Origin of the sequence: Asticcacaulis excentricus CB 48 (assembly GCF_000175215.2) — a bacterium.
In the GTDB taxonomy this organism is placed as follows: Bacteria; Pseudomonadota; Alphaproteobacteria; order Caulobacterales; family Caulobacteraceae; genus Asticcacaulis; species Asticcacaulis excentricus.
Genome location: NC_014817.1, coordinates 256,929 through 283,599, shown reverse-complemented (window position 1 = coordinate 283,599; position 26,671 = coordinate 256,929). Strand labels below are relative to the sequence as shown.

The 26,671-nt window shown below is 60.1% G+C and carries 22 protein-coding genes; 5 read left to right on the top strand and 17 right to left on the bottom strand.

Going from position 1 to position 26,671, the window contains the following annotated elements; genetic code table 11:
• Positions 1–35 precede the first annotated feature (35 nt).
• The 9 genes from ASTEX_RS12980 to coxB all read right to left on the bottom strand — a co-directional run bounded on the left by ASTEX_RS12980 (position 36) and on the right by coxB (position 7,948).
• On the bottom strand, positions 36–1,316 hold the full coding sequence (locus tag ASTEX_RS12980) for a M16 family metallopeptidase (protein ID WP_013480092.1): 1,281 nt from the start codon (positions 1,314–1,316) through the stop codon (positions 36–38).
• Positions 1,313–1,999 carry an SURF1 family protein gene (locus ASTEX_RS12975; protein ID WP_013480091.1) on the bottom strand — a complete coding sequence of 229 codons (687 nt, stop codon included), beginning with the start codon at positions 1,997–1,999 and terminating at the stop codon, positions 1,313–1,315. Before ASTEX_RS12975 ends, ASTEX_RS12980 begins: the two co-directional genes overlap by 4 nt.
• Positions 1,996–2,367, bottom strand: coding sequence for a DUF983 domain-containing protein (locus tag ASTEX_RS12970; RefSeq protein ID WP_013480090.1), 372 nt, complete (start codon positions 2,365–2,367; stop codon positions 1,996–1,998). Before ASTEX_RS12970 ends, ASTEX_RS12975 begins: the two co-directional genes overlap by 4 nt.
• 2 nt (positions 2,368–2,369) lie before the next feature.
• Positions 2,370–3,260 (bottom strand): cytochrome c oxidase subunit 3, encoded by an 891-nt coding sequence (locus tag ASTEX_RS12965; protein ID WP_013480089.1) that lies wholly within the window; start codon positions 3,258–3,260, stop codon positions 2,370–2,372.
• Positions 3,261–3,443: 183 nt separating this feature from the next.
• Positions 3,444–3,980 carry a cytochrome c oxidase assembly protein gene (locus ASTEX_RS12960; protein ID WP_013480088.1) on the bottom strand — a complete coding sequence of 179 codons (537 nt, stop codon included), beginning with the start codon at positions 3,978–3,980 and terminating at the stop codon, positions 3,444–3,446.
• Complete coding sequence (locus tag ASTEX_RS20545; protein WP_013480087.1) at positions 3,977–4,150, bottom strand: hypothetical protein; 174 nt, start codon at positions 4,148–4,150, stop codon at positions 3,977–3,979. Before ASTEX_RS20545 ends, ASTEX_RS12960 begins: the two co-directional genes overlap by 4 nt.
• A 4-nt stretch (positions 4,151–4,154) precedes the next feature.
• Entirely contained in the window at positions 4,155–5,144 is a 990-nt protein-coding gene (cyoE, locus tag ASTEX_RS12955; protein WP_425359007.1) for a heme o synthase, read from the bottom strand.
• 117 nt (positions 5,145–5,261) lie between these two features.
• On the bottom strand, positions 5,262–6,944 hold the full coding sequence (ctaD, locus tag ASTEX_RS12950) for a cytochrome c oxidase subunit I (protein ID WP_013480085.1): 1,683 nt from the start codon (positions 6,942–6,944) through the stop codon (positions 5,262–5,264).
• A gap of 23 nt (positions 6,945–6,967) precedes the next feature.
• Positions 6,968–7,948, bottom strand: a complete 981-nt coding sequence (coxB, locus tag ASTEX_RS12945) for a cytochrome c oxidase subunit II (protein WP_013480084.1) — start codon at positions 7,946–7,948, stop codon at positions 6,968–6,970.
• Positions 7,949–8,325: 377 nt separating this feature from the next.
• Between coxB and tldD the strand changes: the two genes are divergently transcribed.
• Positions 8,326–9,771, top strand: coding sequence for a metalloprotease TldD (gene tldD / locus ASTEX_RS12940; protein ID WP_013480083.1), 1,446 nt, complete (start codon positions 8,326–8,328; stop codon positions 9,769–9,771).
• A gap of 147 nt (positions 9,772–9,918) precedes the next feature.
• Positions 9,919–11,895: a TonB-dependent receptor plug domain-containing protein gene (locus ASTEX_RS12935; protein ID WP_013480082.1), complete on the top strand. Its 1,977-nt coding sequence runs from the start codon at positions 9,919–9,921 to the stop codon at positions 11,893–11,895.
• A gap of 96 nt (positions 11,896–11,991) precedes the next feature.
• On the opposite strand, the gene ASTEX_RS12930 is transcribed toward ASTEX_RS12935, so the two are convergent.
• The 3 genes from ASTEX_RS12930 to ASTEX_RS12920 all read right to left on the bottom strand — a co-directional run bounded on the left by ASTEX_RS12930 (position 11,992) and on the right by ASTEX_RS12920 (position 16,214).
• Entirely contained in the window at positions 11,992–13,875 is a 1,884-nt protein-coding gene (locus ASTEX_RS12930) for a peptide MFS transporter (protein WP_013480081.1), read from the bottom strand.
• Between the two features lie 140 nt (positions 13,876–14,015).
• The gene (locus tag ASTEX_RS12925) at positions 14,016–15,389 is read right to left on the bottom strand and encodes a glutamate--cysteine ligase (protein WP_013480080.1); all 1,374 of its coding nucleotides are present in this window, start codon (positions 15,387–15,389) and stop codon (positions 14,016–14,018) included.
• A gap of 78 nt (positions 15,390–15,467) precedes the next feature.
• Positions 15,468–16,214: a 16S rRNA (uracil(1498)-N(3))-methyltransferase gene (locus tag ASTEX_RS12920; protein WP_013480079.1), complete on the bottom strand. Its 747-nt coding sequence runs from the start codon at positions 16,212–16,214 to the stop codon at positions 15,468–15,470.
• Positions 16,215–16,296: 82 nt separating this feature from the next.
• Between ASTEX_RS12920 and ASTEX_RS12915 the strand changes: the two genes are divergently transcribed.
• The gene (locus tag ASTEX_RS12915) at positions 16,297–17,316 is read left to right on the top strand and encodes a calcium/sodium antiporter (protein ID WP_013480078.1); all 1,020 of its coding nucleotides are present in this window, start codon (positions 16,297–16,299) and stop codon (positions 17,314–17,316) included.
• Here ASTEX_RS12915 and ASTEX_RS12910 read toward each other — a convergent pair.
• Positions 17,287–18,231, bottom strand: a complete 945-nt coding sequence (locus ASTEX_RS12910; protein ID WP_013480077.1) for an alpha/beta hydrolase — start codon at positions 18,229–18,231, stop codon at positions 17,287–17,289. The two genes, ASTEX_RS12915 and ASTEX_RS12910, sit on opposite strands and share 30 nt — an antisense overlap.
• 105 nt (positions 18,232–18,336) lie before the next feature.
• Here ASTEX_RS12910 and pelA point away from each other — a divergent pair, with 105 nt between their 5' ends.
• Complete coding sequence (gene pelA, locus ASTEX_RS12905; protein ID WP_013480076.1) at positions 18,337–19,545, top strand: pectate lyase; 1,209 nt, start codon at positions 18,337–18,339, stop codon at positions 19,543–19,545.
• A 24-nt stretch (positions 19,546–19,569) separates the two neighbouring features.
• Here the strand turns inward: pelA and ASTEX_RS12900 are convergent, their stop codons facing one another.
• Positions 19,570–21,498 carry a M61 family metallopeptidase gene (locus ASTEX_RS12900; protein WP_013480075.1) on the bottom strand — a complete coding sequence of 643 codons (1,929 nt, stop codon included), beginning with the start codon at positions 21,496–21,498 and terminating at the stop codon, positions 19,570–19,572.
• 150 nt (positions 21,499–21,648) lie between these two features.
• Here ASTEX_RS12900 and ASTEX_RS19430 point away from each other — a divergent pair, with 150 nt between their 5' ends.
• The gene (locus ASTEX_RS19430; protein ID WP_013480074.1) at positions 21,649–22,425 is read left to right on the top strand and encodes a hypothetical protein; all 777 of its coding nucleotides are present in this window, start codon (positions 21,649–21,651) and stop codon (positions 22,423–22,425) included.
• Here ASTEX_RS19430 and ASTEX_RS12890 read toward each other — a convergent pair.
• The 3 genes from ASTEX_RS12890 to galA all read right to left on the bottom strand — a co-directional run bounded on the left by ASTEX_RS12890 (position 22,391) and on the right by galA (position 26,647).
• Positions 22,391–22,819: an OsmC family protein gene (locus ASTEX_RS12890; protein WP_218918630.1), complete on the bottom strand. Its 429-nt coding sequence runs from the start codon at positions 22,817–22,819 to the stop codon at positions 22,391–22,393. The genes ASTEX_RS19430 and ASTEX_RS12890 overlap by 35 nt on opposite strands.
• On the bottom strand, positions 22,819–23,691 hold the full coding sequence (locus tag ASTEX_RS12885; RefSeq protein ID WP_013480072.1) for a pirin family protein: 873 nt from the start codon (positions 23,689–23,691) through the stop codon (positions 22,819–22,821). Before ASTEX_RS12885 ends, ASTEX_RS12890 begins: the two co-directional genes overlap by 1 nt.
• A gap of 79 nt (positions 23,692–23,770) precedes the next feature.
• Positions 23,771–26,647, bottom strand: coding sequence for a beta-galactosidase GalA (gene galA / locus ASTEX_RS12880; RefSeq protein ID WP_013480071.1), 2,877 nt, complete (start codon positions 26,645–26,647; stop codon positions 23,771–23,773).
• Between the last annotated feature and the right edge of the window lie 24 nt (positions 26,648–26,671).

The window sequence follows — 26,671 nt, the reverse complement described above, 5'->3', positions numbered from 1 at the left end:
GCTTGAGCGGAATGATTAGAAATCATTCCGCTGGGTTAAGCCAAAGTCGCTTCAAGACGTTTTTGCAGATCACTTTTCAACGCTGGTCCCAGAATGGCCGTCGCCACGCCCGCGTGCAGCGTGCGTTCGCCGACGCGGCGCAGGTCATCCAGCGTCACCGCCTCCAGCCGCGTAACCTGCTCGCTGAGCGTAAAGGCGCGGTCATAGGTCAGGACCTGCCCGCCTAGTGTGTTGGCGCGTTGCGCGGCATTTTCGTCGTTCAGATAAAGCGAGGTGGTGTATTGCGCTTTGGCGCGCTCCAGCTCGGACTCCAGCGGTTTGTCGATCAGGCCGCGCATGACGCTGACGATCAGCTCGCTGAGGTCCGCCGCATCTTTGGGCGCGCAGCCAGCATAGATGCCAAGCATCCCGGTATCGCGGAACTGCGTCGTCCAGGCGTCGATGGAATAGGCCAGACCGCGGTCTTCGCGCGCTTCCTGAAACAGGCGGGACGCCATGCCGCCGCCCAGAATTTCGCCGAACAGCTTGAGCGCAAACAGGTCGTCGTTAAAGCGGTTGACGCCTTCAAAGGCCAGCGTCAGATGCGTCTGCTCGACCTTGCGCACATGGCGGATGTGGCGCGGCACAAAACGCGCCGCTGTGTCCGCCTCGCGCGCCGGTCGAGCCGGCACTTCCATATGGGCCTCGACGGCAGCCTGTACGCCCGCCGCTTCGACGCCACCCGACACACACAGGACGATATCTGCCGGATTATACAGGCCCTCGATATAGGCGCGCAGCGTGTCCGACCGCGCCGGGGCGAGACTTTGTGGCGTGCCGAGGATGGGGCGCGACAGACTATGATCGCCGAAGCAGGCCTCTTGCAGCAGGTCAAACACGTGGTCGTCGGGCGCATCGAAGGCCTCGGAGATCTCCTGTTCGATGACCTTTTTTTCGCGCTCCAGTTCTTCGGCCTCCAGCGCCGGACGGAACATCAGGTCGCCGACCACCTCGACAGCCAGAGGCAGCAGTTCGGCCATGCCGCGCACCTCAAAACGGGTGTGCTCATAGCCCGTGGAGGCGTTGATGGTGCCGCCGCGATGTTCGATGACTTCGGCCAGTTCGCGCGCGCTGCGCCCGCCAGCACCCTTGAAGACCATATGCTCGCTGAGGTGGGCCCAGCCCGACTGATGCGGCGCTTCGTAGCGCGCTCCGCCGTGGATAATGGCCGTCAGGGCGAAGGTGTGCAGGCCGGGGATAGGGTCGTGGACCACCCGCAGGCCGTTGCTCAGGGTGGCGACTGAGGCGTTACCCACGCCAAGAGGGGTGAAACTCATGATCTGCCTTTACGCATTTCGGCCCTTCGGCGCGAATACAGAAGCGCTATATAGACACCGATCAGCGCCACCGCCAGCCCATACCAAGTGAGCGCGTATTCCAGATGGCGATTGGACAGATTGGCGGCGGCATCTACGGGCGTCAGGTCGGGGGCTACGGGCTGGGTCGCCGCTACGAAATAGTCCCGGCGCAGGGTGACGCTCCAGCGCTTCGAGAGGTCCGGCACCGAGCGCGAGTACCAATCATCGGCCTTGGGATTGTTCGGCGGTACAAAAGCGTTGGGCGTTTCAAAGCGCCGCAACCGCCCGGTCAGGGTGATGGTAGCGACGGCGTCGGCGAGCGGTTTTTGCGCCGTAAAGCCGAGATCTGCGAGAATGACGCCCTGCCCGGTTGGGCAATGGGTCAGGACGTGGAACCCCGCTACGCCATCGGATACGCCGTACATATAGACAAGATCGCGCGAATCACTGCGGCAATCGAGCGTCACCTGCCGCCAGACGTGATCGCCGGGTTGAGATAGGAGGCCGTCCAGCGCCACCGGGGCTATGGCCCGCGTCCGCGCCAGATCGGTCAGCAACTGCGTCTTCCAGTGCAGGCGCTGCATCTGCCAGGTGCCAAGCCCCAACAGGATCAGCAGGGCCACACCCACGGCTATGCTCAAACCGACGGGCAGTCGCTTCATTTAAAGCGGTCCTTGTCACTGACGCGGTTTTTGAGCTGCGACGCCACCATCAGGCCCTTAAGCGGCGGCATCAGGCCCAGACTGAGGAAAAGCGCCATAGGCAGCCAGATGATCATATGTAGCCACAGGGGCCAATCTTGGCTCAGAGCCGTGATCATAAATCCGAAACAGACGATGAAGCCGACGATCAGAATGACAAAGACGACGGGACCGTCTCCGGTATCCGCCGCCTGAAAGTCCATGTGACACTGACTGCATTCCGGGGCGATCTTGAGGAAACCCTTAAAGAGTTTCCCCTGACCGCAGACGGGGCAGTGGCCCCGCGCCGCCGCGAGGAAATTGACCTCGCGGCTATCGGAACCGGCCATGCTTACGCTCCGAAGATGACGTAGATGAAGGCGAACAGGAACAGCCACACCACGTCAACGAAGTGCCAGTACCAGGCCGCCGCTTCGAAGCCGAAGTGCTTTTGCGGCGTGAAACCACCGCGCATCAGGCGGATCAGGCAGATTAGCAGGAAGATGGTGCCGATCAGGACGTGGAACCCGTGGAAACCCGTGGCCATAAAGAAGGCCGAACCGTAAAGACCGGCATTGGCGGCTTCTTCGTTGAAGAACAGGTGATGGTGGACAATGTGATAATATTCGAAGGCCTGCACGCTGGTGAAGATGGCCCCCAGAATGACGGTCAGGAACAGCCCCCACTTGGCGCCTTTACGATCGCCTTCCTGAAGCGCGTGGTGCGCCCAGGTGACGGTCGTGCCAGACAGGAGCAGAAGAAGCGTGTTGAGCAGCGGCAATTGCCAGGCCGAAACGGCCTCAACGCCGGCCGGCATCCAGCCATTCGGATCGGTGCTGCCCGCCGAAGCCCACGCCGTGCGGACCTCTTCGATGGCCGAGGCCACACCAGCGCGGTGTTCGTGGAACAGGGCCATTTCGAAGAAGACCCAGAACCACGCCACGAAGAACATCACTTCCGAGGCAATGAACATGATCATGCCGTAACGCAGGCCGATCTGCACAACCGGTGTATGGTCACCAGCGCGCGATTCCTTGATCACATCGGCCCACCAGCCCCACATGACGTAAAGGACGCCCAGCAGGCCACCGGCAAAGACCACCGGGGTCTTTTCGATGCCGAACAACCCCTTCATCCAGATCACCAGACCGATGAACATGACCACGGCGAACAGCGAGCCGAGCAGCGGCCACGGGCTGGGGTTGATAATGTGATAATCGTGTTTGACGGCGTCGTTAGACATAGTCGGCAACTCACCTCGATGCGCCGTGTCCCCCTGTATCGGACACTGACGGTTCCGTTATATGATTAGACCTTGAGTCTTAGGGCAAATCGGCTGTGAACACAATCCGGCCACTCTGTTTTTATGAGCCTGTGTCCCCGCAGCAAAGAAACTCAAATACGCTTTACAAGATATTGAACCGTTTTATTTTTTCGTCTCTTTAGACGGAAAGAAGGTATAGGACAGGGTGACGTCCTTGGTGTTCTTTGCGTCAATGTCTTCCAGCATCTTCGGATCGACATAATAGACGACCGGGAAGGTGCGCTCCTCACCCGGCTGTAAGGTCTGATCCGTAAAGCAGAAGCACTGCAATTTCATGAAGTAGCCGCCCATGGCTTCGGGGAGCACATTATAGCTGGCGCGACCGGTGAGCGGGACATCGGCATCATTGCGCACGGTGAAATAGATCATGTTGGTCTTGCCAAGCAGCGTGTTCTGCACTGGGTGCTCGACCTTGAAGCTCCACGGGATGTTGTTGGCATTGGTGTCGAAATAGACGCGAATCTTGCGGTCCAGAACCACCGAAGATTCGGCCTCTGCGCGCTGCGTCGTGCCATCAAAGCCCGTCACCTGACAAAACAGGCGATAAAGGGGCACCGAGGCATAGGCCAGACCGAACATACCGATCAGCCCGGCTAGACACCACGCGGCAACCTTCTGATTGCGGGTCAGTTTTTTCATCCGCCGTGCGCCGCCTGTACGCCTTGCGTCATACGGATGATCGAAACCAGAAACACCAGCACCACAAAGGCCAGGAGGCCCAGCCCAATGGCGATATTGCGCCGCTTCTGGGCGGCCAGATAGGCCCTCTTGTCATCTTCGGGGGTGGTCAGAACGTCCTTGTCAACCATTGGCTCAGGCTCCCATGAAGGCGTGATGGATCAACAGGGCGGCGAAAAGCGCCGTCAGGTAGAGGATGGAAAAGGCAAACAGGTTCCGCGCCGCCAGCGCTTCCTTCTTGACGTCATAGAGCGAATTTTCGCCGCCTTCGGGGTGGTCCCCCGCCCGGGACAGGAACAGACGCACGGCCAGAAAGATGAAAAAGGCACCGCCAAGAACCGACACAGCGGCGTAGATCATCCCGCCCATGCTGAACGCAACGGGCAAGCAGGCCATCGGAGCCATGATCAGGCTGTAGATCAGGATTTGCAGGCGGGTCGATTTGGCGCCTTTGGCCACAGGCATCATCGGGATACCGGCCTTGGCATAGTCCTCGGCGGTATAGAGAGCCAGCGCCCAGCTATGAGGCGGTGTCCACAGGAAGATGATGGCGAACAGCAGCCACGCTTCAAGCGGCGCGTGACCCGTGGCGGCGGCCCAACCGATCACCGGCGGAAAGGCCCCGGCTGCGCCCCCGATAACGATATTCTGCGGCGTGCGGCGCTTCAAAACAATCGTATAAAAAACAACGTAGTAAAGGATCGTGAGGGCCAGAAGACCGGCGGCCACCACATTGATGGCAAGCCACATCATGGCCACGGACAGGAAGGCCAGCACCCCACCAAAGGCCATGGCGTCGGATTTGCTGACGCGGCCTGACGCCACGGGGCGCCCGCGGGTGCGGCGCATCAGGGCATCGGTTTCGCCTTCAATGGCCATGTTCAGCGCGCCCGCTGCCCCAGCCCCCAGCGCAATACAAAGCACTGCGATAAAGGCCAGAAACGGGTCTATCTTTTGCGGCGCAACGACCAGCCCCGTCAGACCGGTGAACACCACCAGGGACATCACGCGCGGTTTCAGCAACTGAAAATAGTCCGCCGGCAAGCCGCGTAGAGCCTTCTCCCCGTAGGCAGGATGGCTCAGTTCGGGTGTCGGCGTTTCGCTTGTCACAGGCTTAGGGGTCACGGGCTCTGGGATCACGGGCTCAGGGGTCACTGTGGGTACTCGTAAAATAAAGGGGATGACGACCTACGGCCCTCATCCCCCCATACTGTAAGCCTACCGCCCATTCGGGCGAAGCACTTAATGATGGCCGTCTTCGTCCTTGATCACCGGCAGTTCAGAGAACTGGTGGTAGGGCGGCGGAGACGACAGGGTCCATTCGAGCGTGGTCGCGCCCTCACCCCACGGATTGGCCTCGGCCTTACGGCGACGGATGACCGATTCGAGGATCATGATCAGGAAGACCACAACGCCAATGGCAGTGATGATATAACCGATCGTTGAAATCTTATTCCAGTAGGCGAAGCCTTCCGGATAATCGACGTAACGACGCGGCATGCCCTGAAGGCCTAGGAAGTGCTGCGGGAAGAAGATGACATTCACGCCGACGAACATCAGCCAGAAGTGAATCTGACCAAGAAGCTCGTTGTACTTTATGCCAAACATCTTCTCATACCAGTAGTAGAAACCGCAAAAGATGGCAAACACAGCCCCCAGCGACAGCGCGTAATGGAAGTGCGCCACGACGTAGTAGGTGTCGTGCAGGCTATAGTCGATACCTGCGTTGGAGAGAACCACACCTGTCACGCCACCGACGGTGAACAGGAAGATGAAGCCGATGGCCCACAGCATGGGCACCTTAAAGTCCAGCGAACCGCCCCACATGGTGGCAATCCACGAGAAGATTTTCACGCCTGTCGGAACGGCGATGACCATGGTCGCCATCACGAAGTAGGCGCGCAGGTTGAAGCCCATGCCGACCGTGTACATGTGGTGGGCCCACACGATAAAGCCGACGAAGCCGATGGCCACCATGGCGTAGGCCATGGCGAGATAGCCGAACACGGGCTTTTTCGAGAAGGTCGAAACCACGTGGCTGATGATACCGAAGCCCGGCAGGATGAGGATGTACACTTCTGGGTGGCCGAAGAACCAGAACAGGTGCTGGTACATAACCGGATCACCACCGCCCGCCGGATCGAAGAAGGCGGTGCCGAAGTTACGGTCGGTCAGCAGCATTGTGATGGCACCGGCGAAGACCGGCAGCGACAGCAGCAGCAGGAAGGCGGTGACCAGCACCGACCAAGCAAACAGCGGCATACGGTGCAGCGTCATGCCCGGCGCGCGCATGTTAAAGATGGTGGTGATGAAGTTGATCGCCCCCAGGATCGACGACGCACCCGACAGGTGGAAGGAGAAGATGATCAGGTCGAAGGCCGCACCGGGGCTGCCCTTATTGGCCGACATTGGCGGATACATGGTCCAGCCACCGCCGAAGCCGTGCTCCGACGCGCCGCCCGGTCCGCCCGGCACGAAGATCGACACCATCAGCAGAATGAAGGAGGCCACCAATAGCCAGAAGGAGATGTTGTTGAGGCGCGGGAAAGCCATATCCGGCGCACCGATCATAATCGGCACAAACCAGTTGCCAAAGCCGCCAATCATGGCCGGCATGACCATGAAGAAGATCATCAGAACGGCGTGGGCGGTCACGACCGAGTTATAGCCGTGCTTGCCTTCGAAGACATTGAGCTGATCAAGCAGCGAACCCTGAACGAAGACCTGAAGGCCAGGTTCATAAAGCTCCCAGCGTATCAGGCCCGACAGTGCGCCGCCCAGAAGACCGGCGAAAATAGCGAAGATCAGGTAGAGCGTGCCGATGTCCTTGTGGTTGGTGGACAGGAACCAGCGCGCGAAGAAGCCGGGTTTGTGGTCGTGATCATCGTGATGATGATCGTGAACGACAGAAGCATTCGATGCCATGACGAGCGTCTCTCTTACCTGAATTATTGAACGGCGGGAGCTGCGGCCGAGGCCGCTGCGTCCGCTTCTGCCGGGGCTGCAGCCGAAGCCGTCGCCGATGCGTCTGCCGAAGCGGCAGCGTTGGCCGCCGCCTGTTGGGCTGCCGCTGCGGCCGCCGCTTCTTCGGCGGCAATCATGGCCTTGGTCTTGCCACCCGCCTTGATGATGTAGGCGTCAAATTCCTTTTCGCTGACCACGCGGATAGCGATCGGCATGTAGGCGTGATCGACGCCGCAAAGTTCTGAACACTGGCCATAATAAATGCCGGGCTTTTCGGCCTTGAACCAGGTCGAGTTCAGACGACCGGGAATGGCGTCGGTCTTCAGACCGAAGGCCGGCAGAGCGAAGGAGTGGATGACGTCATAGCCGGTGACCTGCACCTGAACGACCTTGTTGACCGGCACGATCAGCTCATTATCGACGCCGAGCAGGAAGGGTACCTTGGCAGCGTGCGCAGTCTTCAGTTCGCGGGCTTCAGGCAGCAAGCGCGATTCGACGCCTTCGACCCCCAGCTCCGGATAGTCATAAGCCCAGTACCACTGATAGCCCGTAGCCTTCACCACGACATCCGGGGTCGGCATGTCGTTGTATTTGCGCAGCAGCGAGAAGGAGAAGAAGGCGATAAAGACGAGGATGAGGACCGGGATCACCGTCCAAAGAATCTCAATGGCCGTATTGTGCGAAAAGCTGGCCGGCTTCGGGTTGGCGCGCTTGTTGTAGCGCAGCACGATCCAGATCAGCAGTGCCAGCACAAACACGACAATCACCGTGATGATCGGCAGCAAGATGACGTCGTGGAACCATATGGCGTCGTGTTTCAGCGGGGCGGCGCCCGGCTGAAGACCGAGCGACTTGTCGGTCGGTTGCCCCAGTTTTTCCTGAGCCCAGACGGCTCCGGCCCCCAATGCTCCTGCAAGGGCAGTCATCACGGCGGCGGTCCCTGCCATCAGCCTTCGGATGCGCATTCCTTCAATCCCTAACTGTGGGTGCCCGGCGCGCCTGCCTTCTCGTGAGCAGGAGTTTCCGCGCAGTCCCGTTTAATCCTCGGTCTTCGGGCGTGACAATGGGTCCCAATGGGACACATGGTCTCACCCCGTTCTTCCCCATTAATGCCATATTTGCAAAATGCAAAGGCCTAAAAGCAAGGCAAGACCACTGTCTTCAAAGACAGTTGCGTTCTGGTACGGCTCAGGGGCGAATATGGCTTTTGCACAGGCCGCACCTGCGCGCTTTTGTCGCGCCCCGGTATCGTTCGAGGCGGGTCCGCGCGAATCTCTGGTTCAGACTCTCTGTTCAAGCGCCACGCGGCGGCCTACATAGGGGGCAGTGTTTCATTTGGTATATGCTTATGTCAGCCTCCCCCCTCGCCGTCTCCTTGCCCGACTCGCTGCGTGATCTCGACCTTTCCACCTGTCAGACCATTCTGGAAGACGCCCTGAACGGGGCCGACGATGGGGAAATCTATTTCGAAACGCGGGAAAGCGAATCACTGGTCTTTGACGACGGGCGGCTGAAACATTCGACCTATGGTGCCGATCAGGGCTTCGGCCTGCGCGTCGTGGCCGGAGAAACGGTCGGTTTTGCCAATGCGGCCGAACTGTCGGTCGCGGCCGTGCGGCGCGCCGCCTCCGCCGCCGTGCTGGCCAAGCAGGGTCGGGCTGTCAGTCTGAGCCTATCCACGCCCCCGGCACGCTCAAACAGCCATCATTATGGTGAGCACGACCCCATCGGATCTATGCCGTTCGCCGACAAGATCGCTCTGCTCGAAGCCATTAATGACTACGCACGCAGCCGGCATTCGGGCGTGGTGCAGGTCTCAGCCTCGGTTGCCGCCGATCAGCGCCATATCACCATCCTGCGCGCAGGCGGTGAGGTTTATCACGACTACCGCCCGCTGGTGCGCCTGTCGGTGGGTATCTCGGTTGAAAAGGACGGACACCGCGAAAGCGCCTCAGCCGGCGGCGGCGGGCGTATCGCGCTCGATCTGCTCAGCGATCCGAAATACTGGCGGGCGCAGGTTGATGAAGCCCTGCGACAGGCCCTTATCAGCCTTGAGGCCAAACCGGCCCCGACAGGGGAGATGGATATTGTGCTTGGGCCCGGCTGGCCCGGCGTACTGTTGCATGAGGCGGTGGGCCACGGCCTTGAGGGCGATTTCAACCGCAAGGGCACCTCGGCCTTTTCCGGCAAGATGTGCCAACAGGTCGCCGCCAAGCGCGTCACCGTGGTCGATGACGGCACGATCGTCGACGCGCGCGGCTCACTGAATATGGATGACGAAGGCACACCGACCCACGCCACGACCCTGATCGAAGACGGCATTCTGGTCGGTTACATGCACGACCGGCTGTCGGCGCGTCAGATGGGCGTGGCCCCGACCGGCAATGGCCGGCGTCAGTCCTATGCCCATCCGCCCCTTCCCCGTATGACCAACACCTTCATGAAGGGCGGTCAGGACACACTGTCCGACATGATCGCCTCGACCAAACGCGGCCTTTATGCGGTCAATTTCGGCGGCGGCCAAGTCGATATCACCAACGGCAAGTTTGTGTTTCAATGCACCGAAGCCTATTTGATCGAAGATGGTAAGGTGACCGCGCCCGTCAAGGGCGCGTCGCTGATCGGTGACGGCCCGGCGGTGATGCGTCAGGTCGAGATGATCGGCGACGACTTCAAGTTCGACCCCGGTGTCGGCACCTGCGGCAAGGCGGGCCAGAGCCTACCCGTCGGGATAGGCCAGCCCAGCCTGAAGATCGGCGGCCTGACAGTGGGCGGGACCTCCGCGTAACCGAAGTTTATAAGCTTTTGTTAAGGCTAGTTTATCCGTCTTTTCGCACTCGCGAACTTGTCATTTCGACCGTATGGCGTCATATTGCCAAACGAAGGTGCTGGTGTGGCACTGTTCAGTTGCTCCAGACAGAGGTGATCGGGCGTTATGCGGCTGTTGTGGCTGACATCGGTATGTGCACTTGCCTTACTGCCCGGACAAGCCCTGGCGGGAGGCGAAACCATTGCCCCATCAGCCCGTTACACAGCTTCGGACTTTGTGGGTAAGCCGGTGCAATCGGCCGCAGACGCCCTGAAATACATCCCCAACTTCATCGTAACGGGCTCAGGCGGCTCGTCCAATGTACTGATCGACGGTCAGCGCCCGTCTGACACTAACGACGCCCTGGCCCGCCTGCCGTTCAATCAGATCGAACGCTTCGAACGCATTGCCCCCGGCAGTGCAAGTTATGACATGCAGGGCCACAGCGAGCTGATCAACATCGTGCGCAAGTCGATGTCGAAGCCCGTCGTGACCCTTCAGTCTTCGGCAAACATCTATCCGGACGGTAAGGTAAAGCCACAGGTTGGCGTAACATGGCAGAAGAACCAGAACGGCCGCAATCTGGAGGCTGGGGTAAATCTGTATCAGAACCACGACGAGGGCACCGGCCACGGCGACAAGTACACCACCTATGCAGACGGCACGATCCGGCATCAGGCACTTAATTCGAAAGGTCAAAGCGAAGGCGCAGAGGTGCGCGGCAGCTGGGCGGGTCCGGCCAGCGGGGGGCGACTCGACGTCAACGGGACGGTCCGTTACAACCGGTCTGGCTTTGACGCCATCTATGAGAACGGCGTTACTGAATACGAGCAGCGCAAGAACGAAAACCTGACGCAGGAAGTGGCCGGGCGCTACGAAAGGAGCGTCAGCAAGAAGTTCAAGTTAAACCTCAACCTGTGGGGCAAGCGGAACGTCAGCGACAGCCGCACCGACCATCAGAAGCCCGATCAGCTCTCCACCTATACTGAGGACAAAGAAACCAGCGAAGGTTCGCTGTCGGCGCAGGCGACCTGGCACTATTCCAAAGCCCTGATGCTTCAGGCTGGTGGGGAGCGCCGCTTCAACACATTCGACGCGCAGGGCCTGTCGATCGGCTCGTGGCTGAGCGACGAAGAGCGCCCCGATCCAAGTCGCACCCGCGGTGAGGAACAGCGCGGATCGCTCTATATTTCAAGCAACTGGCGGCCCAACGAGACCCTGACTATCGACAGCGGGCTAGCGATCGAAAGCATGACCTTCCGCCATCGCGGCGTATATGCGGCCGAGCGGAGCTACGAATACCCCAAACCGCGCCTTAGCCTGCAGTGGAAGCCCGATCAGGTGCTTCAGGTGCGCCTTAGCCGCGCGCGCGAAGTCGGCTATATGGGCTACTGGGACTTTGTGTCGATTGCCAACTGGCAGTATGAGCGCCCGGATCAGTTGCTCTATCCGCTCAACCTCGTCCCCTATCGCCAATGGTCGAACGAGCTCAGCGTCGATTACCGCTTCTGGGAAAAAGGACAATTGGCGCTAAGCTATGAGCTGAACGACATCGACGATGCGGTCGAGCGCGTTCCCCTCTACACCCAGAATGGCGGGATCGAGGACATTGTCGGCAATGTCGGCGACGGGGCCAATCAGCAGATTTCAACGCGCCTCAGCGTGCCAGTGGATAATTATCTCGAAAACGGCATGATCCGGCTGAACGCCACCTGGTACGACTCCGAGATCACCGACCCCGTGACGGGCCGCAAGCGGCGAATCTCCGGTCAAACGCCGCGCTCCCTGTCCCTGAGCTTCAATCAGGACCGTCCGGGCATGTCCTGGGGCTGGTCGGTGGATAGCGGCTGGGACAACACCAGTTGGCGCGCAAAGGAAGTCAGCCACTCCGAAGGCTCCCACTGGGTCAGCCTCTATGCCGAATTCAAGCCCTCGCCCAAGCTGTCGGTACGCACGGAATTGCAGAATCTTGGCGCACGCACCACGCGCTATGACGTGACGCGCTATGAGGGCCTGCGTTCGGGTAATGTGTTGTCCTATGAGGAATCGACGCAGCGAAACTCGGAACCAAAGCTCTATTTGCGCATCAGGAACGAACTTTAACCCCGGCGAAATTCAAAACATAAAACCACGGCGGTGCGCACCGCCGGGGTTTTTCTTGTCTGGAACGGGAGGATCACCCCGCGCCTGGGCTCAGGTCTAGTGACCCGCCTTCGGCGCGTCATCCGTAGTGTCGGACGCCCCGTGCGCCCAGCCCTTCAGCACGAAGGACAGACCAAACAGAATGCCGCCAAGGATAATACCCGCCCAGCCGATGGTGTTGAAGGTTTTGAGCGACGCCTGAAGCGCGGCGCTGGGATCGAGGACCTGACCGCCGACTGTCTCGGTCGAGGCATAGGTGGCAACAAAGGCGGCCAGATATTGCGCGCCCGACGTACCGAGGAACCAGATGGCCATCATGGTCGAAACCAGCACGGTCGGCGACAGCTTGGTCTGTTGCGACAGGCCGACCGGCGACACGGCCAACTCCCCCCAGGTGTGGAACATATAGGTCAGGAACAGGCAGAAGAGCGGCACGCGGAAATCCGCCCCGGCCAGAGGCGTTGACCACACAAGCACGAAGAAGCCCAGACCCGCCATGACCAGACCGAAAGCGAACTTCTTGACCGGATCGGGGTCCTTGCCGCGCTTGGCGAGGAAGGTGAAAATGCCGGCAAAGATCGGCGCGAACACCAAAATGAAGAAGGGGTTGAAGCTCTGGGTATTCGACGCATTGAAACCCATGTCGATCCAGAAGGCCCCTTCGGGCACGCCGCCCATGGTCTTCACCTGCCCCGGCGTCGCCAGCAACAGGGTCCCCAAACGGATGGGCTCGGCGATCAGGTCTAGCGTCGTGTTGCGCTCGGCAAACAGGCTGAGCGACGAACCGGCCTGCTCAAACAGGGTCCAGAAGACGACCGACGACAGGGTCAGGACCATGGCTAGCCCCAGACGGAAGTTTTCAACCCGGCTGAACTTAGTGGCCATCTGGGTAAAGACATAGCCGAGGATCAGTACCGTCGCCACGCCCAGCGCGTAACCGACAATATTGTTGCGCTGAATAACGAAATAGATCAGGGGCACGGCGGCAAAGCCCAGCAGATAGACCAGATTTTCCTTCGAGATAACGCCCGCGACCTTCTGTTTTAGGGCGGCCGGGTTCGGGGCTTCGCCTTTGCCCTCCAGCAGTTTCTTGCCGAAGATGAAGCACAAAAGGCCTATCAGCATACCGACGCCTGCCAGACCGAAACCGGCCCACCAGCCGACACGCTCGCCCAGATAGCCGCACAGGATGGCGGCCCAGAACGAGCCCATATTGATGCCGAAATAGTAGAGCTGGAAGCCCGAATCCCGACGCGGGTCCTTTTCACGGTACAGTTGCCCAACCAGAGAGGAGATGTTCGGCTTGAGGAAGCCGACGCCCATGGCGATCAGAGCAATCGACAGGAAGAAAGCGTGTTCGGCCCACGGAGTCTCCGTGGCCTTACTCTTGGTGAAGCTGCCCTTTGCGAGGGTTTCCGGCAGGGGGGCACCCGCCGGCAGGCCTTTGATCTGATAACCGCCATCGGGGGTGGCCCCGACCTCATAACTGGCATTCCCTACCTCCAGACGGGGCGCGTCGCCCGAATTGGTGGTGCGCACCTCAAAGCCATAGGTCTGGCCCTGATAGTGGAGGAATTCCTGTGTGGGCTTACCCTCAAAGGCCATGCCGAAGTGGCCAAGCACCAACAATATGCCCCCGAAAACGATCGCCTTGCGCGTACCGATCAGCCGATCCGCCACCAGACCGCCGATGAGCGGCAGGAGATAGACTAGGGTCGTATATGAGCCGTACTGCGAACTGGCCTTGTCGTCCGGAAACAGGAAATGGCGCGTCAGATAATAAATAAGCAGCGCCCGCATCCCGTAATAGGAAAAGCGCTCCCACATCTCCGCGAAGAAACAAACGATCAGCCCACGCGGATGGTGGCGCATCTGCACAATGACCGGAATGGCCGTCAGCAGGGTGACCAGAATCCCTGCGGCAATAACGATATTGATCATGTCAACTTGCCCCGTAAGGCCTGCGCCGGGGCACCATTCGGGCCGCAATCGGACAGCAGACAGTGAATTTGCGGCGATAGGAGCAGCAAATGCACCGGTTGGCAAGCGCACTTCCGTTTCAGGAGAAACGGTATACGGTTTTAGTAGGCTTCTTCTGTGTACAATTTACGAAGGTCGCCCGCCCATATCCCGTGATATTTTTCGATGAGGCGTTCGGCCGGGGTGATGCCGCTTTCCGCAATCTCGAACAGTTCGCTGAGATAGCCGGTTTCATCGACCAGACCGCCAGACAGGCGCTGACGCCGCTTCAGCCCTTCACGCGCAATTTTCAGGGTATCAAACGCCCAGTCCTTCACCGGACGCCCGGCGATCTCGCCCTTTAAGCCGGTTTTGGCCGCCATACCGCGTAGGGTGTCGTGGTCTTCGATGCGCCAGCCCTTGACCAGATCCCAGGCGGCCTCCAGCGCCACCTGATCATAGAGGAGCCCCGCCCAAAGGGCCGGCAGGGCGCAGATGCGGGACCACGGGCCACCATCGGCCCCGCGCATTTCGAGGTACTTTTTGAGGCGCACTTCCGGGAACAGCGTCGTCAGGTGGTCGGCCCAGTCGTCGATCGTCGGACGTTCGCCCGGCAGGGCAGGCAGCTTACCGTCCATAAAGTCACGGAACGACTGCCCCGACGCGTCGATATAGCCGCCATTGAGCGCGCCTTTACGCTTGACGAAATACATAGGCACATCAAGGGCGTATTGGGCATATTTTTCATAGCCGAAGCCGTCGTCGAAGACGAAACCGAGCATCCCTGTGCGGTCGGCATCGGTATCGGTCCACACATTGGCGCGCGCCGACAAAAAGCCGTTGAGCTTGCCTTCCGTGAAGGGAGAATTGGCGAACAAAGCCGTCGCAATGGGTTGCAGGGCCAGAGAGGTGCGGAATTTCAGTACCATGTCGTCTTCAGACGAAAAATCGAGATTGGCCTGAATGGTCGAGGTGCGCAGCATCATATCGAGGCCGAGCGTGCCGACCTTCGGCATATAAGCGCGCATGATATTATAGCGGCCCTTGGGCATGACCGGCGTTTCGGCCCGCGTCCACAGAGGCGAAAAACCGACGCCCAGGAAGCCCAGCCTCAATTCGGAGGCCACGGCCTTGACTTCTTCGAGGTGCTGGCCCGTTTCGCTGCAAATCTCGTGGATAGTCGAAAGCGGCGCGCCCGACAGTTCAAATTGCCCGCCGGGTTCTAAGGACACAGATGCGCCATCGCGTTCCAGTGCGATCAGGTGTTCGCCCTCATAGACGCCGCTCCAGCCAAATCGCATCAGGCCTTTCAGCAGGGCCTCAATGCCATCCGGGCCCGCATATTCCGGACGACGCAAGTCACTCAGGTGGAAGACGAACTTCTCGTGCTCGGCTCCAATGCGCCAGCGCTCAGACGGCTTTTCGCCCGACGCAAAATATTCGGTAAGCTGCGAAAACGATTGAATGGGTTCCGAAATCTTGACCACGCGCCCCATCCCTAAAGTAACAGGCTCAATTGCAATTCACGGCTATATGGGCGTTAGGGCCCAGCGGCACAAGCGAATAAGTCTAAACTATTTCCAGTCGCCCCTTACGGCCTGATACAGGGTCAGGGCGGAGATGGCCGCCGTGTCAGCGCGCAGGATGCGTGGCCCCAGATTGACGGCCACAGTGTTCGGCTGGACGCTCAGCGTCTGACGCTCCACCGCATCGAACCCGCCTTCCGGCCCGATCAGGATAGATACCGCCCCCTCGCCCAGCCCACTCAGTGCCTCCAGCATGGGCGAGATGGTGCGTTCCCCCGTTTCGTGGGTGGAGTCCTCATCGCCATAGATGAGGGTTTCCGATGCGGCTTTCAGATACACCTCCAGCTTTACGGGGGCCAGAACCTGCGGCACGTCGAGGCGCTCGGTCTGTTCCGCCGCCTCTTGCGCTATCAGTTGCAACCGCGCGAGATTGGTGTGGTCGGCATTGGTGCGGCGGGTGATCAATAGTTGAATTTCACCTACACCCAGCTCGGTCGCTTTCTCGATGATGGTTTCTAGCCGCCCACGTTTCACGAGCGCAATCAACAGCTTCGGGGCGTTACCTGCGGCTGGTTGCGGGCGCGCCTGCGCGATCAGCTCGACATGGACGTGCTTTTTGCTCACGGCCTGCAAACGGCCGCGCCATTCGCCGTCGCGGCCATTGAAAACGCTGATCTCATCGCCGTCACCCAGCCGCATCACGGCAGCGACATAGCGCGCTTGATCGGGATTGAGCGGGAAGATCAGCCCTTCGGCAAAGGGCGGCGTGGTTTCGGCGATAAACAGTCGGATCATGAGGCTGTCATACTGCCTCAGGTCCCCGCCGCCAAGCGACGAATAATCTTGTCCTTCGGCATTCCTCAGGGCAGGATGGTGAATGACCGGGGGTTTGGGCATGGATGTCATCGTCAATTTTATCGCGGCCTATATCGACGCCGCCTGGCTCGATTACGTGCTGATTATCGGCGGGCTGGGCCTGCTGTTTGTCGGCGGTGAAAGCCTGATCCGGGGCGCGGTCAGCCTCGCTCTGAACCTGCGACTGTCGCGTCTGGTGATCGGCCTGACCGTTGTCGGCATGGGCACATCGGCCCCGGAACTGATGGTGTCGGTGCAGTCGGCACTCAAAGGCTCGCCAGATCTGGCGGTGGGCAATGTGGTCGGCTCCAACATCGCCAATATCTTGCTGATTATGGGCGTTGGCGCCCTGCTTTCGCCGATGGCTGCGAACGGGTTAGGCTTGAAACGTGACGCCCTGATCATGTTTGCTGTCACGGTGGGTCTTCTGTGGCTGGGTCTTCAGGGGAGCATCACACGCGACCACGGCTGGATAATGCTGGCCCTGCTCGCCGCCTATCTGGTGGGCGTCTATATCTGGGAAAAGGTCATAACAGGCAAGGATACGGCTCCAGCGGAGACTTCGACCGAAAGGGCGGGTTCGCCCCTTGTGGCGCTTGTCTGGGTAGCCTTGGGGTTGCTGATGCTGGTCAGCGGTGCCGATGCGCTGGTGCGCGGGGCCGAAAACGTCGCCCGCGGATTCGGCATTTCGGAGGCCGTGATCGGCCTGACTCTGGTGGCGGTCGGCACGTCACTCCCCGAACTGACCGTGACGATTATCGCCGCTTTTCGTCGTCAGGGTGAGGTCAGCCTCGGCAATCTGATCGGCAGCAACATCTTTAATATACTGGGCATTTTAGGTGTAACGGCCTGCATTACCCCCTTGCGCATAGCGCCTCAGATGGCACAGATAGACATGCCGGTCGCCTTGGGCGTCGCCGCTCTGGTCCTGCTGATCATCCTGCTCGCCCAAAAGGTCGGGCGACTGAGCGGCCTTTTGTTCCTCGGCCTCTATGCCGCCTATATGACGTGGCTATTTGTGGGCCCCCAGAGCCTGACCTAAGCGCGCCGCGATAAAGGCGTCGATGGCGTCGGTATAAGGACCGGGGACGCCGACCATCTTGTTGATTTCGCCGTGGCTCTTGTCTTCCTTCTGCACCGGGGCCGGCTTGCCCAGTTTGCGCAGAGCCCGGCCGAAGGTGTCGGCCTGATCGCAGGGCCGGTCCTTGCGCTGGGTCGAACAGACCATCATCAGGGGTACGGCCTGCGGCGTCAGACGCTCCAGCGGCGAGGCCTGCGCCCAGCGCTTCGGATCGCTGCCAAAGGCGTTGGTATAGAGCGGCAGCACGCGCTTTTGCGTCATCGTGGCCCGCAGGTCGAGCGTCGCCGAGTCCAGCACCACTGTCCCGGCCCACAGTCGCCCGCCCCTGCTCGTTACCACCGAGGGATCGGCAGACGTCAGGGCCACCAGTTGCGCCCCGGCGCTGTGCCCCATCAGGATCAGACGCGAGGCATCCCCGCCCCAGGTGGCGGCATTCTTTTGAACATAGGCCAACGCCGCCGCCACGTCCTCGGCCTGCGCATAGGCATCTGCCTGCGGCAACAGGCGATAGTTGACGCTGACGACGATGTAACCCTGGGGCAGCCAGTGCTTGACCTTGTTCTCGACCACGCCGCTATTGGCCTTATCGCCCGTCCGCCAGCCACCTCCATGCACCATGACGATCATCGGCGCGTTGCGGGCATTGACTGGACTGTAGACATCCATCGCCTGCAAAGGGTCCGCCCCGTAACTGACGGTCTGCTTTTGGGTTCCGGGCAGGACGGCCTTATACACACGCGCCCCCTCTTCCGCTGACTCACCGTCCTGAAGCCGCTCCATATAGCGCGCTTTCAAACGCTCGCGTAGCGGCCCCTCCGCATGGGCCGGCACAGACGCCAGCATCAGAAGGCTCAGCAGGACAGGGGTCAGGCGCATGGCAAATCTCCGTTATCTCAGGGCTGATACGCCCGGTGCGCGCCGGACCCTGCGGCAGTAGCGAAATTTCCGCTTCGTGTTAGGCTGGCAAAAAAAGGAAACACCATGAAGACAATGCCCGCCCTTATCGCCGCCCTCACCTTGTCCGCCTGCGCCACACCGCCGCCAGCATCTGCGCCGTCGCTGGACGGGTTTTACGACGCGGTTCACCATTGGCAGAACAAGAACGGCAAGTCCTATGCCCGCTATGCTGAGGACAATGTAACGGCCATCGCCGACAATCTGCTCCTGCTGCAACGGGATAATGGCGGCTGGATCGAGAACCGCGACCCGGCACGCATCCTGTCCGAAGTGGAAAAGGCGGCGGCGCTGAAGGAAAAGAGCGACCCGGCCTTTAGCTTCGACAATCGCAACATCTATACGCAGGTCGAGTATCTGATGGCGGCCTATGAACGGACACGGAGATCAGACTACCGTACCGCCGCCTTGCGCGGTCTTGACCTGATCCTGTCTCAGCAGATCAAAAGCTGCGGCGGCTGGCCCCACACCGTGCCAGCCAGGAGCAGCTTTCATGACAAGATCACCATGGCCGATGAGGTGACATCGGGCAATCTGCGCCTGCTGCGTCGCATCAGCACAGGTGAATATCCCTTTGACTCTGTGAGCAAAGATATACGCAGGAAGGCCGCATCGGCGGTAGCCGCTGGCGACGCCTGCCTGCTCAGGCTGCAAATCCGTCAGAACGGGCAGCTCACCGGCTGGGCCGGTCAGTACGATCCCGTGAGCTTGCAGCCTGTCAAAGGGCGCAGCTTTGAACTGGTGTCGATTGTCTCTCAGGAAAGCGTGGAAAATACCCGCTATCTGATGTCCATTCCAAACCCCTCGCCTGAGGTGATTGCTGCGGTCGATGGGGCCGTGGCATGGATGAAGCGTTCGGCCATTACCGGCAAGCGGCTGGAGACCTTTGCCCTGCCCGCCCCGGTCAAGTACGACTATCACACGGCGACCACCGATAACCGGCTGGTGGATGATCCCTCGGCGCCGCCTCTGTGGGCGCGATTCTATGATATCAGCGACAATTCGGTGATCCTGGCCAACCGCGACGGCGTGCGGGTCGCCACCTATGCCGACATCCACCCGGAACGCCGCTCAGGCTATGGCTGGTATGGTCAGTGGCCAAACGAATTGATCACCGAATTGTATCCGATGTGGTCAAAGTGCCATTGCCGTATCGAGACTATCCCACTTACGCCGGAACAGAAGAAAACGTTGGAGAAAATTGCCAAGGACATGAAGTCGAGAAACCCAAACTAACGGGTGCAGGGGCCGTGCCCCTGCCTACTTCTTTTCGGCCAAAATATCGTCCAGATAGGCCTTCTTGCCGTCGATGCGCTCAAGGCGCGGATAACGCAGGCCGCCCTTGTAGTCTATCGTCACCGTCTTATAGGTCTTGCCCCGCTTGATCAGCAGCTCGACCGGCTTGCCGTTTGGCTTGGCGGCGTCGGCAATGGCGGTTTTGATACCATCGGCTTCATAGGCGGTGCCGTTGACGGCGACCACGCTCATCCCCTGCCCCAGTCCGGCCTTGAACGCCGGGCTGTCCCAGAAGACGCTGCCGATATCGCCCGTCGCCGTCAGTGACAGCCCCAGCGAATAGCTGAGGTCCGTGGTCTTCAGCTTCTTTTCGCGCGCCTTGAACCAGTCGGTCGGCGTGGCGCTATAGGTCAGCTTGTACCCCCCGCGCTCCAGCCCGTCGAGGAAGGTGCCCTTTGAGGTTTCGTTGACGCGCGTTTTGAGGAAGGTGTCCCAGTCATAGGCATAGACGCTGTTTAGCGCGGCCACCACATCCTTGAACTCATAGGTTTCCGGCGTCCACGACCCGTCCTTGATGCCGAAGAACAGACCCGCAAAATCATCCAGCGACTTCTTGTTGTTGGTCTTTTCGCGGATCAGCGTATCGGCGTCCAGCCAGATCAGCAGTCCCACGCTGTAATAGTCTTCGTTGCGCTGCTGGCTCAGCCAGTTCTTGGGCTGACGCGCAGACAGGATCGGGTCATTGGTGGTATCGAGCACCGGACGCCACTGTGAACCGGAGAAGTTGTCGTACTGCGCGGCGATCAACGCGATGGCCTGCTTCGCCTGCTCCGGCGTGTAGAGGCCCGACCGCGCCGACAGAATATAGCCCCAGAACTGCGTCTGACCTTCATACACCCACAGCAGGCTGTTGCGCATGGGGGTGTGGAAATCCGGATTATAGAGGTCGGCGCCGCGGCGGAACTTGCCGTCCCACGAATGGGTAAATTCGTGCGGCAGCAGGTCACGCCCGACATAGTTGCCGGCCCATCCAGTGAAATAGTCTGAGTCATGGCCGTTTTCCGACGACCGATGATGTTCAAGGCCAATATCGCCCAGTTCGTCCGACAGATGGACCAAGAAGTCATAATGGTCGTAATGCTGCGATTTAAAGACCTTGACCGCCTGCGCCACCATCTTCTTATGGATGGCGATCTGCTCATCCGTGGCGGCCAGATCCCCCGGCTTATCGGCAAAGACATTCAGGCGTACCGGCACCTTGGGATCGACGCTGAGGTCGATGGTCTTCTTGTATTTCCCGGCAAACATCGGTGAGTCGATGAAATGCTCATAAGGCAGGGGCTTAAAGGTGACCGTACCGTCGGCGTTTTTCGAAGCGGTATCCAGCGCCACGGCATAGTCCCAGCCTTCGGGCAGTTTCAGCGTCAGTTCAACGGGAATGCGGCTCACGGCATAACCCGCCGGATACATGGACAGGTTTTCCCATTGAAGGTTGGCCATCACGTCGGTGACCACCACGCGCCCCGCCGCCGTGGTCATAGGCGTCAGAAAGTCGAACTCGGCCACGACCTCCTTCGCACCGGCTGGCACGGTCAGGTGAAAGGCCGTTACTTCGACCGGATCACGCAGCCAGCTCAGGCTCTTACCACCCGCCGAAAACCGCACATTGGCGATCTTGTCCGCTTGCGGGCGCGGGGCGTGCTTGCCAGGCAGCCAGCGCGGCATGACCAGGATCAGCTCACCGGCCTTTGACACAGGGATGACCTGACGCACGCGCATGACCCGCTGCTGCGTATCGGTGGCATCGACATAGACCTTCAGCGTGCCGGGATAATCGACCTGCGCCGACACCGGCAAAGGCGGCGGCAGGGGCGCAGACACCTGAGCCGAAACCGGAACCGAAAACAGAGCCGCTGCCAAAACCGCCGCGCTGACCATCATGCCTTTTTTCATTGACGCCACCTTTTTCATGTCGTGGTGACATTAAAGAGGCCCGACGCGCCCTGTAAAGTCATAATTGTTTCAAACGAAAGCTTGCCTGAGTAAGAGACGTTTGCGACAAAGATAACAGGTACAGGGAAGCCGGTATGGGGGGTATTGGATATGTGGCCATTCGGCAATAACACTCTGCTCGATGCCGACACAACCGCCTGGCAGTTAGGCAATTTCGAATGGCTGCTGAAGGTCCTGCCCGCCAACAATGACTTCGCCGCTACAAGACTAATTCTGCCGCGTCCCGGCTTTTTTGACAGTCACGGTCTAAAAGGGGATGACCTTGCCCAAAGCCTTTTCGATCAAGTCAAAGCCTATTGCGGCATGGTTGATTGGCCTGTCGAACTCATAAGCGAAGGGACAGCCCCTAAGCGCAGCCGTGATCTGATTCAGGTTCCAGACCGCAATCTTGGCTTTTCAGGCACCTTTGCTACCGATGGCAATGCCGCGATTATCACCTACGATCCCACCTTACTCGACACGCCACACGACTTCATCACGACCATGGCGCACGAGTTGGCGCACTACCTTCTTGCCGCCGTGCCGGATGAACGGGTCTGCGACGATGCGCATGAAGAACATCTTACCGATCTGACGGCGGTATTTCTGGGCTTCGGTGTCTTTCTGGCCAATAGCGCCTTTAACTTTGAGCAATGGCGAGATGAAGGACTCGGTGCATCACAAGGCTGGAGCTACAAACGTAGCGGCTACCTGTCGGAGACCGAATTGGTTTTCGCCACGGCCTTGTTTCTGACCCTACACGGTAAAGACACTGCGGAAGCTGAGGCCTCTCTCAAACCCCATCTGGCAAAACAATTGCGTCAGGCCATGAAAGAACTCGGTAGATCTGACCTTAATAATCTGCGGGTTCTGACAAGGTTTCAATAAACGCGCCACCCGTCAGGGTTTTGTGCACCGGGCATTTGGCGGCGATGTCGTGCAGTCTTTGCCGCTGCTCGTCGCTGAGCTGCTCGCCAAGAATCGTCACCGACTTACGGAAGATGTCGGCCTTGCCCGACACGTGACCGGCAACCCTTTCATGGGTCAGTTCAACGCGCACGTCCTGTAAGGGCCAGTTCTTCTGTCTGGCGTACCAGCGCACCGTCATGGCCGTGCATTCGCCCAGCGCTGCCGTCAGATAGTCATAGGGCGATGGGGCGAGGTTCAGCCCGCCTTGTGATTCAGGTTCGTCACCGCTGAGGCGATGGCCGCTGACCTCAATAGAGACGCTGAAATCGGAGATATGGGTCTCTTCAACCCGTGCAGAAATCAGCTCAGACATCATTCGACCGGCAGCGGAATGAATTCGATCTCGTCGCCTGGCACCTTGGGGAAACGTCCTTCGCGCCAGTCGGCCTTGGCCTGCTCGATGCGCTCTTTGCGCGATGAGACAAAATTCCAGTAGATGTGACGCTCGGTAAAGGGCTCCCCGCCGATCAGGGCCAGTTGCGCCTCCGTGTCGGTCGTGACGCTGACCGTCGCGCCGCTGTTGAGGATGACCATGTGCGAAGCCTCAACCGGCGTGCCATTGACCGTCGCGCGGCCCGACACGACGTAAAGGCCCCGCTCAGCGACATGATCGGGCAAGACCAGCGCCTGCCCGGCGCTTAGGCGCGCCTCCAGGTACAGCGTCTCGGCATAGGTCTTGACCGGCGACGTCACACCATAGGCCGTGCCCATCATCACCCGCACCGGCACGCCTTCGACCGTCACGGACGGAATCTCTTCGGCGTCATAGTGGAAAAAGGCCGCCTCGATCTCTTCGTCGGCTTCCGGCAGGGCGTGCCACAGCTGCAGACCGTGCAACTGCCGCGTGGTGTCTATGCCTTCCAATGGCTCGCGTTCGGAATGGACGATGCCCCTGCCCGCCACCATCAGATTGATGGCCCCCGGCGTGATGACCTGATCCGAGCCCAGCGAGTCGCGGTGATGGATATGGCCCTCGAACAGATAGGTTACGGTGGCCAGATTGATGTGCGGGTGCGGCCGGACATTGGTGCCCTTTCCCGGCTCGAACACCGCCGGCCCCATATGATCAAAGAAGATCCACGGCCCGACCATGCGGTGTTTGGCGAACGGCAGGATGCGCTTGACGGTAAAGCCGCCAAGATCCTTTTCGCGCGGCGGAATAAGAAGTGCGATGGCGTCGGTCATAAAGGCCCCCGGTTGCAGCGGATATGGCCAAGGGTCTACGCCGTTTCCCCGCACGGGTCATGCAAAATCGTGTTGCCGCCTACTCCGCCTGAAAATCGACTGTGGTCGCTGTCAGGCCCGATGACACGAGCCTCAGATGCCCGCGACCCGGCTCCCCTGTGGATTGCACGATCACCTGCGCCCAGCCGTTGAACAGGCGGCGCTGCCACGGGGCTGCTGGGGTCGTGACCCGCAGACTGCCCCAGCGCGAGCCGCCCACCGACTGATCATACAGGGCCTGCACGCCACCGGCGGGCATCGTCATGACGTAGCTCAGGCTATTTCGGTCCTTGAGTTGTGAAGCGTCAAGCCGGATGACCTGTGCGCCATCAACCGTCTGCGCCGTTACCGCCTGACCGTTGACATAGAGGTGCTGATCCGGGGCCAGTTGACCGACAAAGAGCACGGCCTGTTCGCCCGTGTTTATCGCGGGGCGGGCAAATTCACCCCTCAGCACAAGGCCCTTGGTCAGAGGCGGCTGAGCCTCCGGGGGCAACCACTGCGAGGGATCACGCCAGTTGGCGGTGTCGGCCGTCTCGGCGACCGGCCGCGATGTGTCGGTCAGATCGTCTATGGCCAGACTGCGCCAGTTCGACAGGCTTACATAGCGATGGCGCTCAGCCGGACGGTCCACTTCGTGAGACCCCGGATCGCCGTTGCCCATGCCGATCAGGCGAAACGGCCCCGACACCTCAAAATCTATGCGGTTATCCGCCGTGGGCACAGGACGCCCCTTTTTGTCGCTCACCTGAACCCAGACTACCGAAATATCGCTGCCGTCGGCTTTCAGCGCCGTCTTATAGGGCCGCGCGACCACCGCCGCCGGTGCGGCCGTGGTGCTGACGTTTTGTACGGCGACCTGTCGACCCTTCTGATAAGCCCTGGCCGTCAGGATGCCAGGCGCATAGGGCACGCGCCATTTGAGGTGCGAATAGCGCGGCATCGGCTGGCGCCCCAGCGACTTGCCATTTAGGAACAGCTCGACCGCATCGCCATTGCTATAGACGCGGACATCGATCGGCTGACCTTCGTGCCCGGCCCAGTTCCAGTGCGGCAGGATGTGTACCATCGGCTGATCCGTCCACACTGATTTCAGATAATAGGCCGTGTCCTTAAGCACACCCGTCGTATCCACCATGCCGAATTGCGACGAAATGGCGGGCCAGCCAAACGGTGTGGTCTCCCCGCGATAATCGAAGCCCGTCCACACAAACATGCCCGACATCCACGGACGCGCCATGACCCGGTTCCAGCCTTCTTCGATACTGAGGCTACTGCCCGGCCGGCCCTGACGGTCATAGGCATTGAGGTGCACCCTTGCCGGGTCGTCGAAATAGATGCCGCGCGTGGTCAGGGTCGAGCCTTCCTCGGTCATAATGGCTGGCTTTTCCGGATGTTGCGCGTGGAAGCCATCGACATCGTGCTGAGCGCCATAGTTGAACCCTATGACATCTGCGCCGACCGAAGTGCCCTTGCCCGAACCGCTGGTGGCCACCGTGGTGCGCCGCGTCGGATCGAGCCGCTTGACGAAATCCTGCATTTCGAGCGCCAGATGCGTGCCGATGTCCTTCCATTCCAACGCCCACTCCTCATTGCCCACCGACCACAGAATGACGCTGGGGTGGTTGCGGTCGCGACGGATCAGGCGTTCGAGCTGGTGCGTGATTTCCGGGCTGGTCCCCATCATGCGGTGTTCGTCGATGACCAGCATCCCCAGACGGTCGGCTTCATCGAGAAGCTCCGGCGTCGGCGGGTGGTGCGAGGCGCGGTAGGCATTGACGCCAAAGGATTTGAGCTGCTTCAGCCGCCAGGTTTGCAGGCCGTCTGGCAAGGCAACACCGACGCCGGCATGGTCCTGATGGTTATTGGTGCCCTGAAGTTTGACGGCCTTGCCATTGAGAAAAAAGCCCTTGTCCGGATCAAAAGTGACGGTGCGCACCCCAAATCGGGTGTCGTAGCGGTCCACGACCTGCCCGTCGCGCAACAGGCTTGTGCGCAGGGTATAGAGATACGGGTCTTCCAGCGACCACAGATGCGCCGCGCCCAGCGTCAGGTTGGCGGCAAACACACCCTCCGATACGGCGTTCAGCGACCGGTCGGCCTGCGTCGTTTCGGCCACGACCTGCCCGCGGGCGTCCACCACCTCATGACGGATCGCAAACCCCTGTGCGGTTTTGAAGGCATTCTGCACCGTGAGGTCGATGTCGAGGCGGGCATTCGATCCCTCCACGGTCGATCGGACGAAGGTGCCCCACTGCGCCACGTGCAGCGGATCGGTTTTGGTCAGCCAGACATGGCGGTAAATGCCCGCCCCTTCGTAGTACCAGCCCTCTTCGACCGTCGCGTCAGCCCGTACCGCGATCAGGTTTTCGCCGCCGAAATTGACGTAATCGGTGATGTCGTAACGAAACCCTGAATAGCCGCTGGGTTCGGTGCCGAGGTAATGCCCGTTGATCCACACCACGCTGTTGCGATAAACGCCGTCGAATTCCAGCGAAATGCGGCGCCCCTTGTCCGAAGCCGGAATCGTGAGGGTTTTACGATACCAGCCGACGCTGTTTTCCGGAAACGGGTGTCCGATGGCCTTGGAGCCGTGGTTGGCATTGCCGCGTTGGTCAAAGGGCAGTTCGACCGCCCAGTCGTGCGGCAGATCGACCTTGCGCCAACTGACATCACTGAATTCCGGATTGGCCGGGCCGTCGCCATAACCCGCCTTGGCGAAGAAAAAAGGCCGCAGACCATAGCCAAAGTCGCGCTGTGCCTCATCGGCATGGCCGTAGGCAAAACGCCAGTCCTTATCGATATTAAGACGCTCGCGCGGAGTCTGGGCCATTGCGGGCAGGACCAGCCCCCAGACGAACAAAAGGGCCGCAACCCACGCCCCAATACGAATGCTGCCCTCTGCCGCCTTGCGCATGTCCCATCCCTGAGTGTGTTATAT

Coding starts and splice junctions, on each gene's coding strand:
- galA (WP_013480071.1), bottom strand. CDS start 26,647: ATGCGCAAGGCGGCAGAGGGCAGCATTCGTATTGGGGCGTGGGTTGCG.
- ASTEX_RS12930 (WP_013480081.1), bottom strand. CDS start 13,875: ATGATCAATATCGTTATTGCCGCAGGGATTCTGGTCACCCTGCTGACG.
- ASTEX_RS12885 (WP_013480072.1), bottom strand. CDS start 23,691: ATGACCGACGCCATCGCACTTCTTATTCCGCCGCGCGAAAAGGATCTT.
- ASTEX_RS20545 (WP_013480087.1), bottom strand. CDS start 4,150: ATGGTTGACAAGGACGTTCTGACCACCCCCGAAGATGACAAGAGGGCC.
- tldD (WP_013480083.1), top strand. CDS start 8,326: ATGCTTATGTCAGCCTCCCCCCTCGCCGTCTCCTTGCCCGACTCGCTG.
- ASTEX_RS12975 (WP_013480091.1), bottom strand. CDS start 1,999: ATGAAGCGACTGCCCGTCGGTTTGAGCATAGCCGTGGGTGTGGCCCTG.
- ASTEX_RS12910 (WP_013480077.1), bottom strand. CDS start 18,231: ATGCGCCTGACCCCTGTCCTGCTGAGCCTTCTGATGCTGGCGTCTGTG.
- ASTEX_RS12960 (WP_013480088.1), bottom strand. CDS start 3,980: ATGAAAAAACTGACCCGCAATCAGAAGGTTGCCGCGTGGTGTCTAGCC.
- coxB (WP_013480084.1), bottom strand. CDS start 7,948: ATGCGCATCCGAAGGCTGATGGCAGGGACCGCCGCCGTGATGACTGCC.
- ctaD (WP_013480085.1), bottom strand. CDS start 6,944: ATGGCATCGAATGCTTCTGTCGTTCACGATCATCATCACGATGATCAC.
- ASTEX_RS12900 (WP_013480075.1), bottom strand. CDS start 21,498: ATGAAAAAAGGCATGATGGTCAGCGCGGCGGTTTTGGCAGCGGCTCTG.
- ASTEX_RS12965 (WP_013480089.1), bottom strand. CDS start 3,260: ATGTCTAACGACGCCGTCAAACACGATTATCACATTATCAACCCCAGC.
- ASTEX_RS12970 (WP_013480090.1), bottom strand. CDS start 2,367: ATGGCCGGTTCCGATAGCCGCGAGGTCAATTTCCTCGCGGCGGCGCGG.
- ASTEX_RS12980 (WP_013480092.1), bottom strand. CDS start 1,316: ATGAGTTTCACCCCTCTTGGCGTGGGTAACGCCTCAGTCGCCACCCTG.
- pelA (WP_013480076.1), top strand. CDS start 18,337: ATGAAGACAATGCCCGCCCTTATCGCCGCCCTCACCTTGTCCGCCTGC.
- ASTEX_RS12920 (WP_013480079.1), bottom strand. CDS start 16,214: ATGATCCGACTGTTTATCGCCGAAACCACGCCGCCCTTTGCCGAAGGG.
- ASTEX_RS19430 (WP_013480074.1), top strand. CDS start 21,649: ATGTGGCCATTCGGCAATAACACTCTGCTCGATGCCGACACAACCGCC.
- ASTEX_RS12915 (WP_013480078.1), top strand. CDS start 16,297: ATGACCGGGGGTTTGGGCATGGATGTCATCGTCAATTTTATCGCGGCC.
- ASTEX_RS12925 (WP_013480080.1), bottom strand. CDS start 15,389: ATGGGGCGCGTGGTCAAGATTTCGGAACCCATTCAATCGTTTTCGCAG.
- ASTEX_RS12890 (WP_218918630.1), bottom strand. CDS start 22,819: ATGTCTGAGCTGATTTCTGCACGGGTTGAAGAGACCCATATCTCCGAT.
- ASTEX_RS12935 (WP_013480082.1), top strand. CDS start 9,919: ATGCGGCTGTTGTGGCTGACATCGGTATGTGCACTTGCCTTACTGCCC.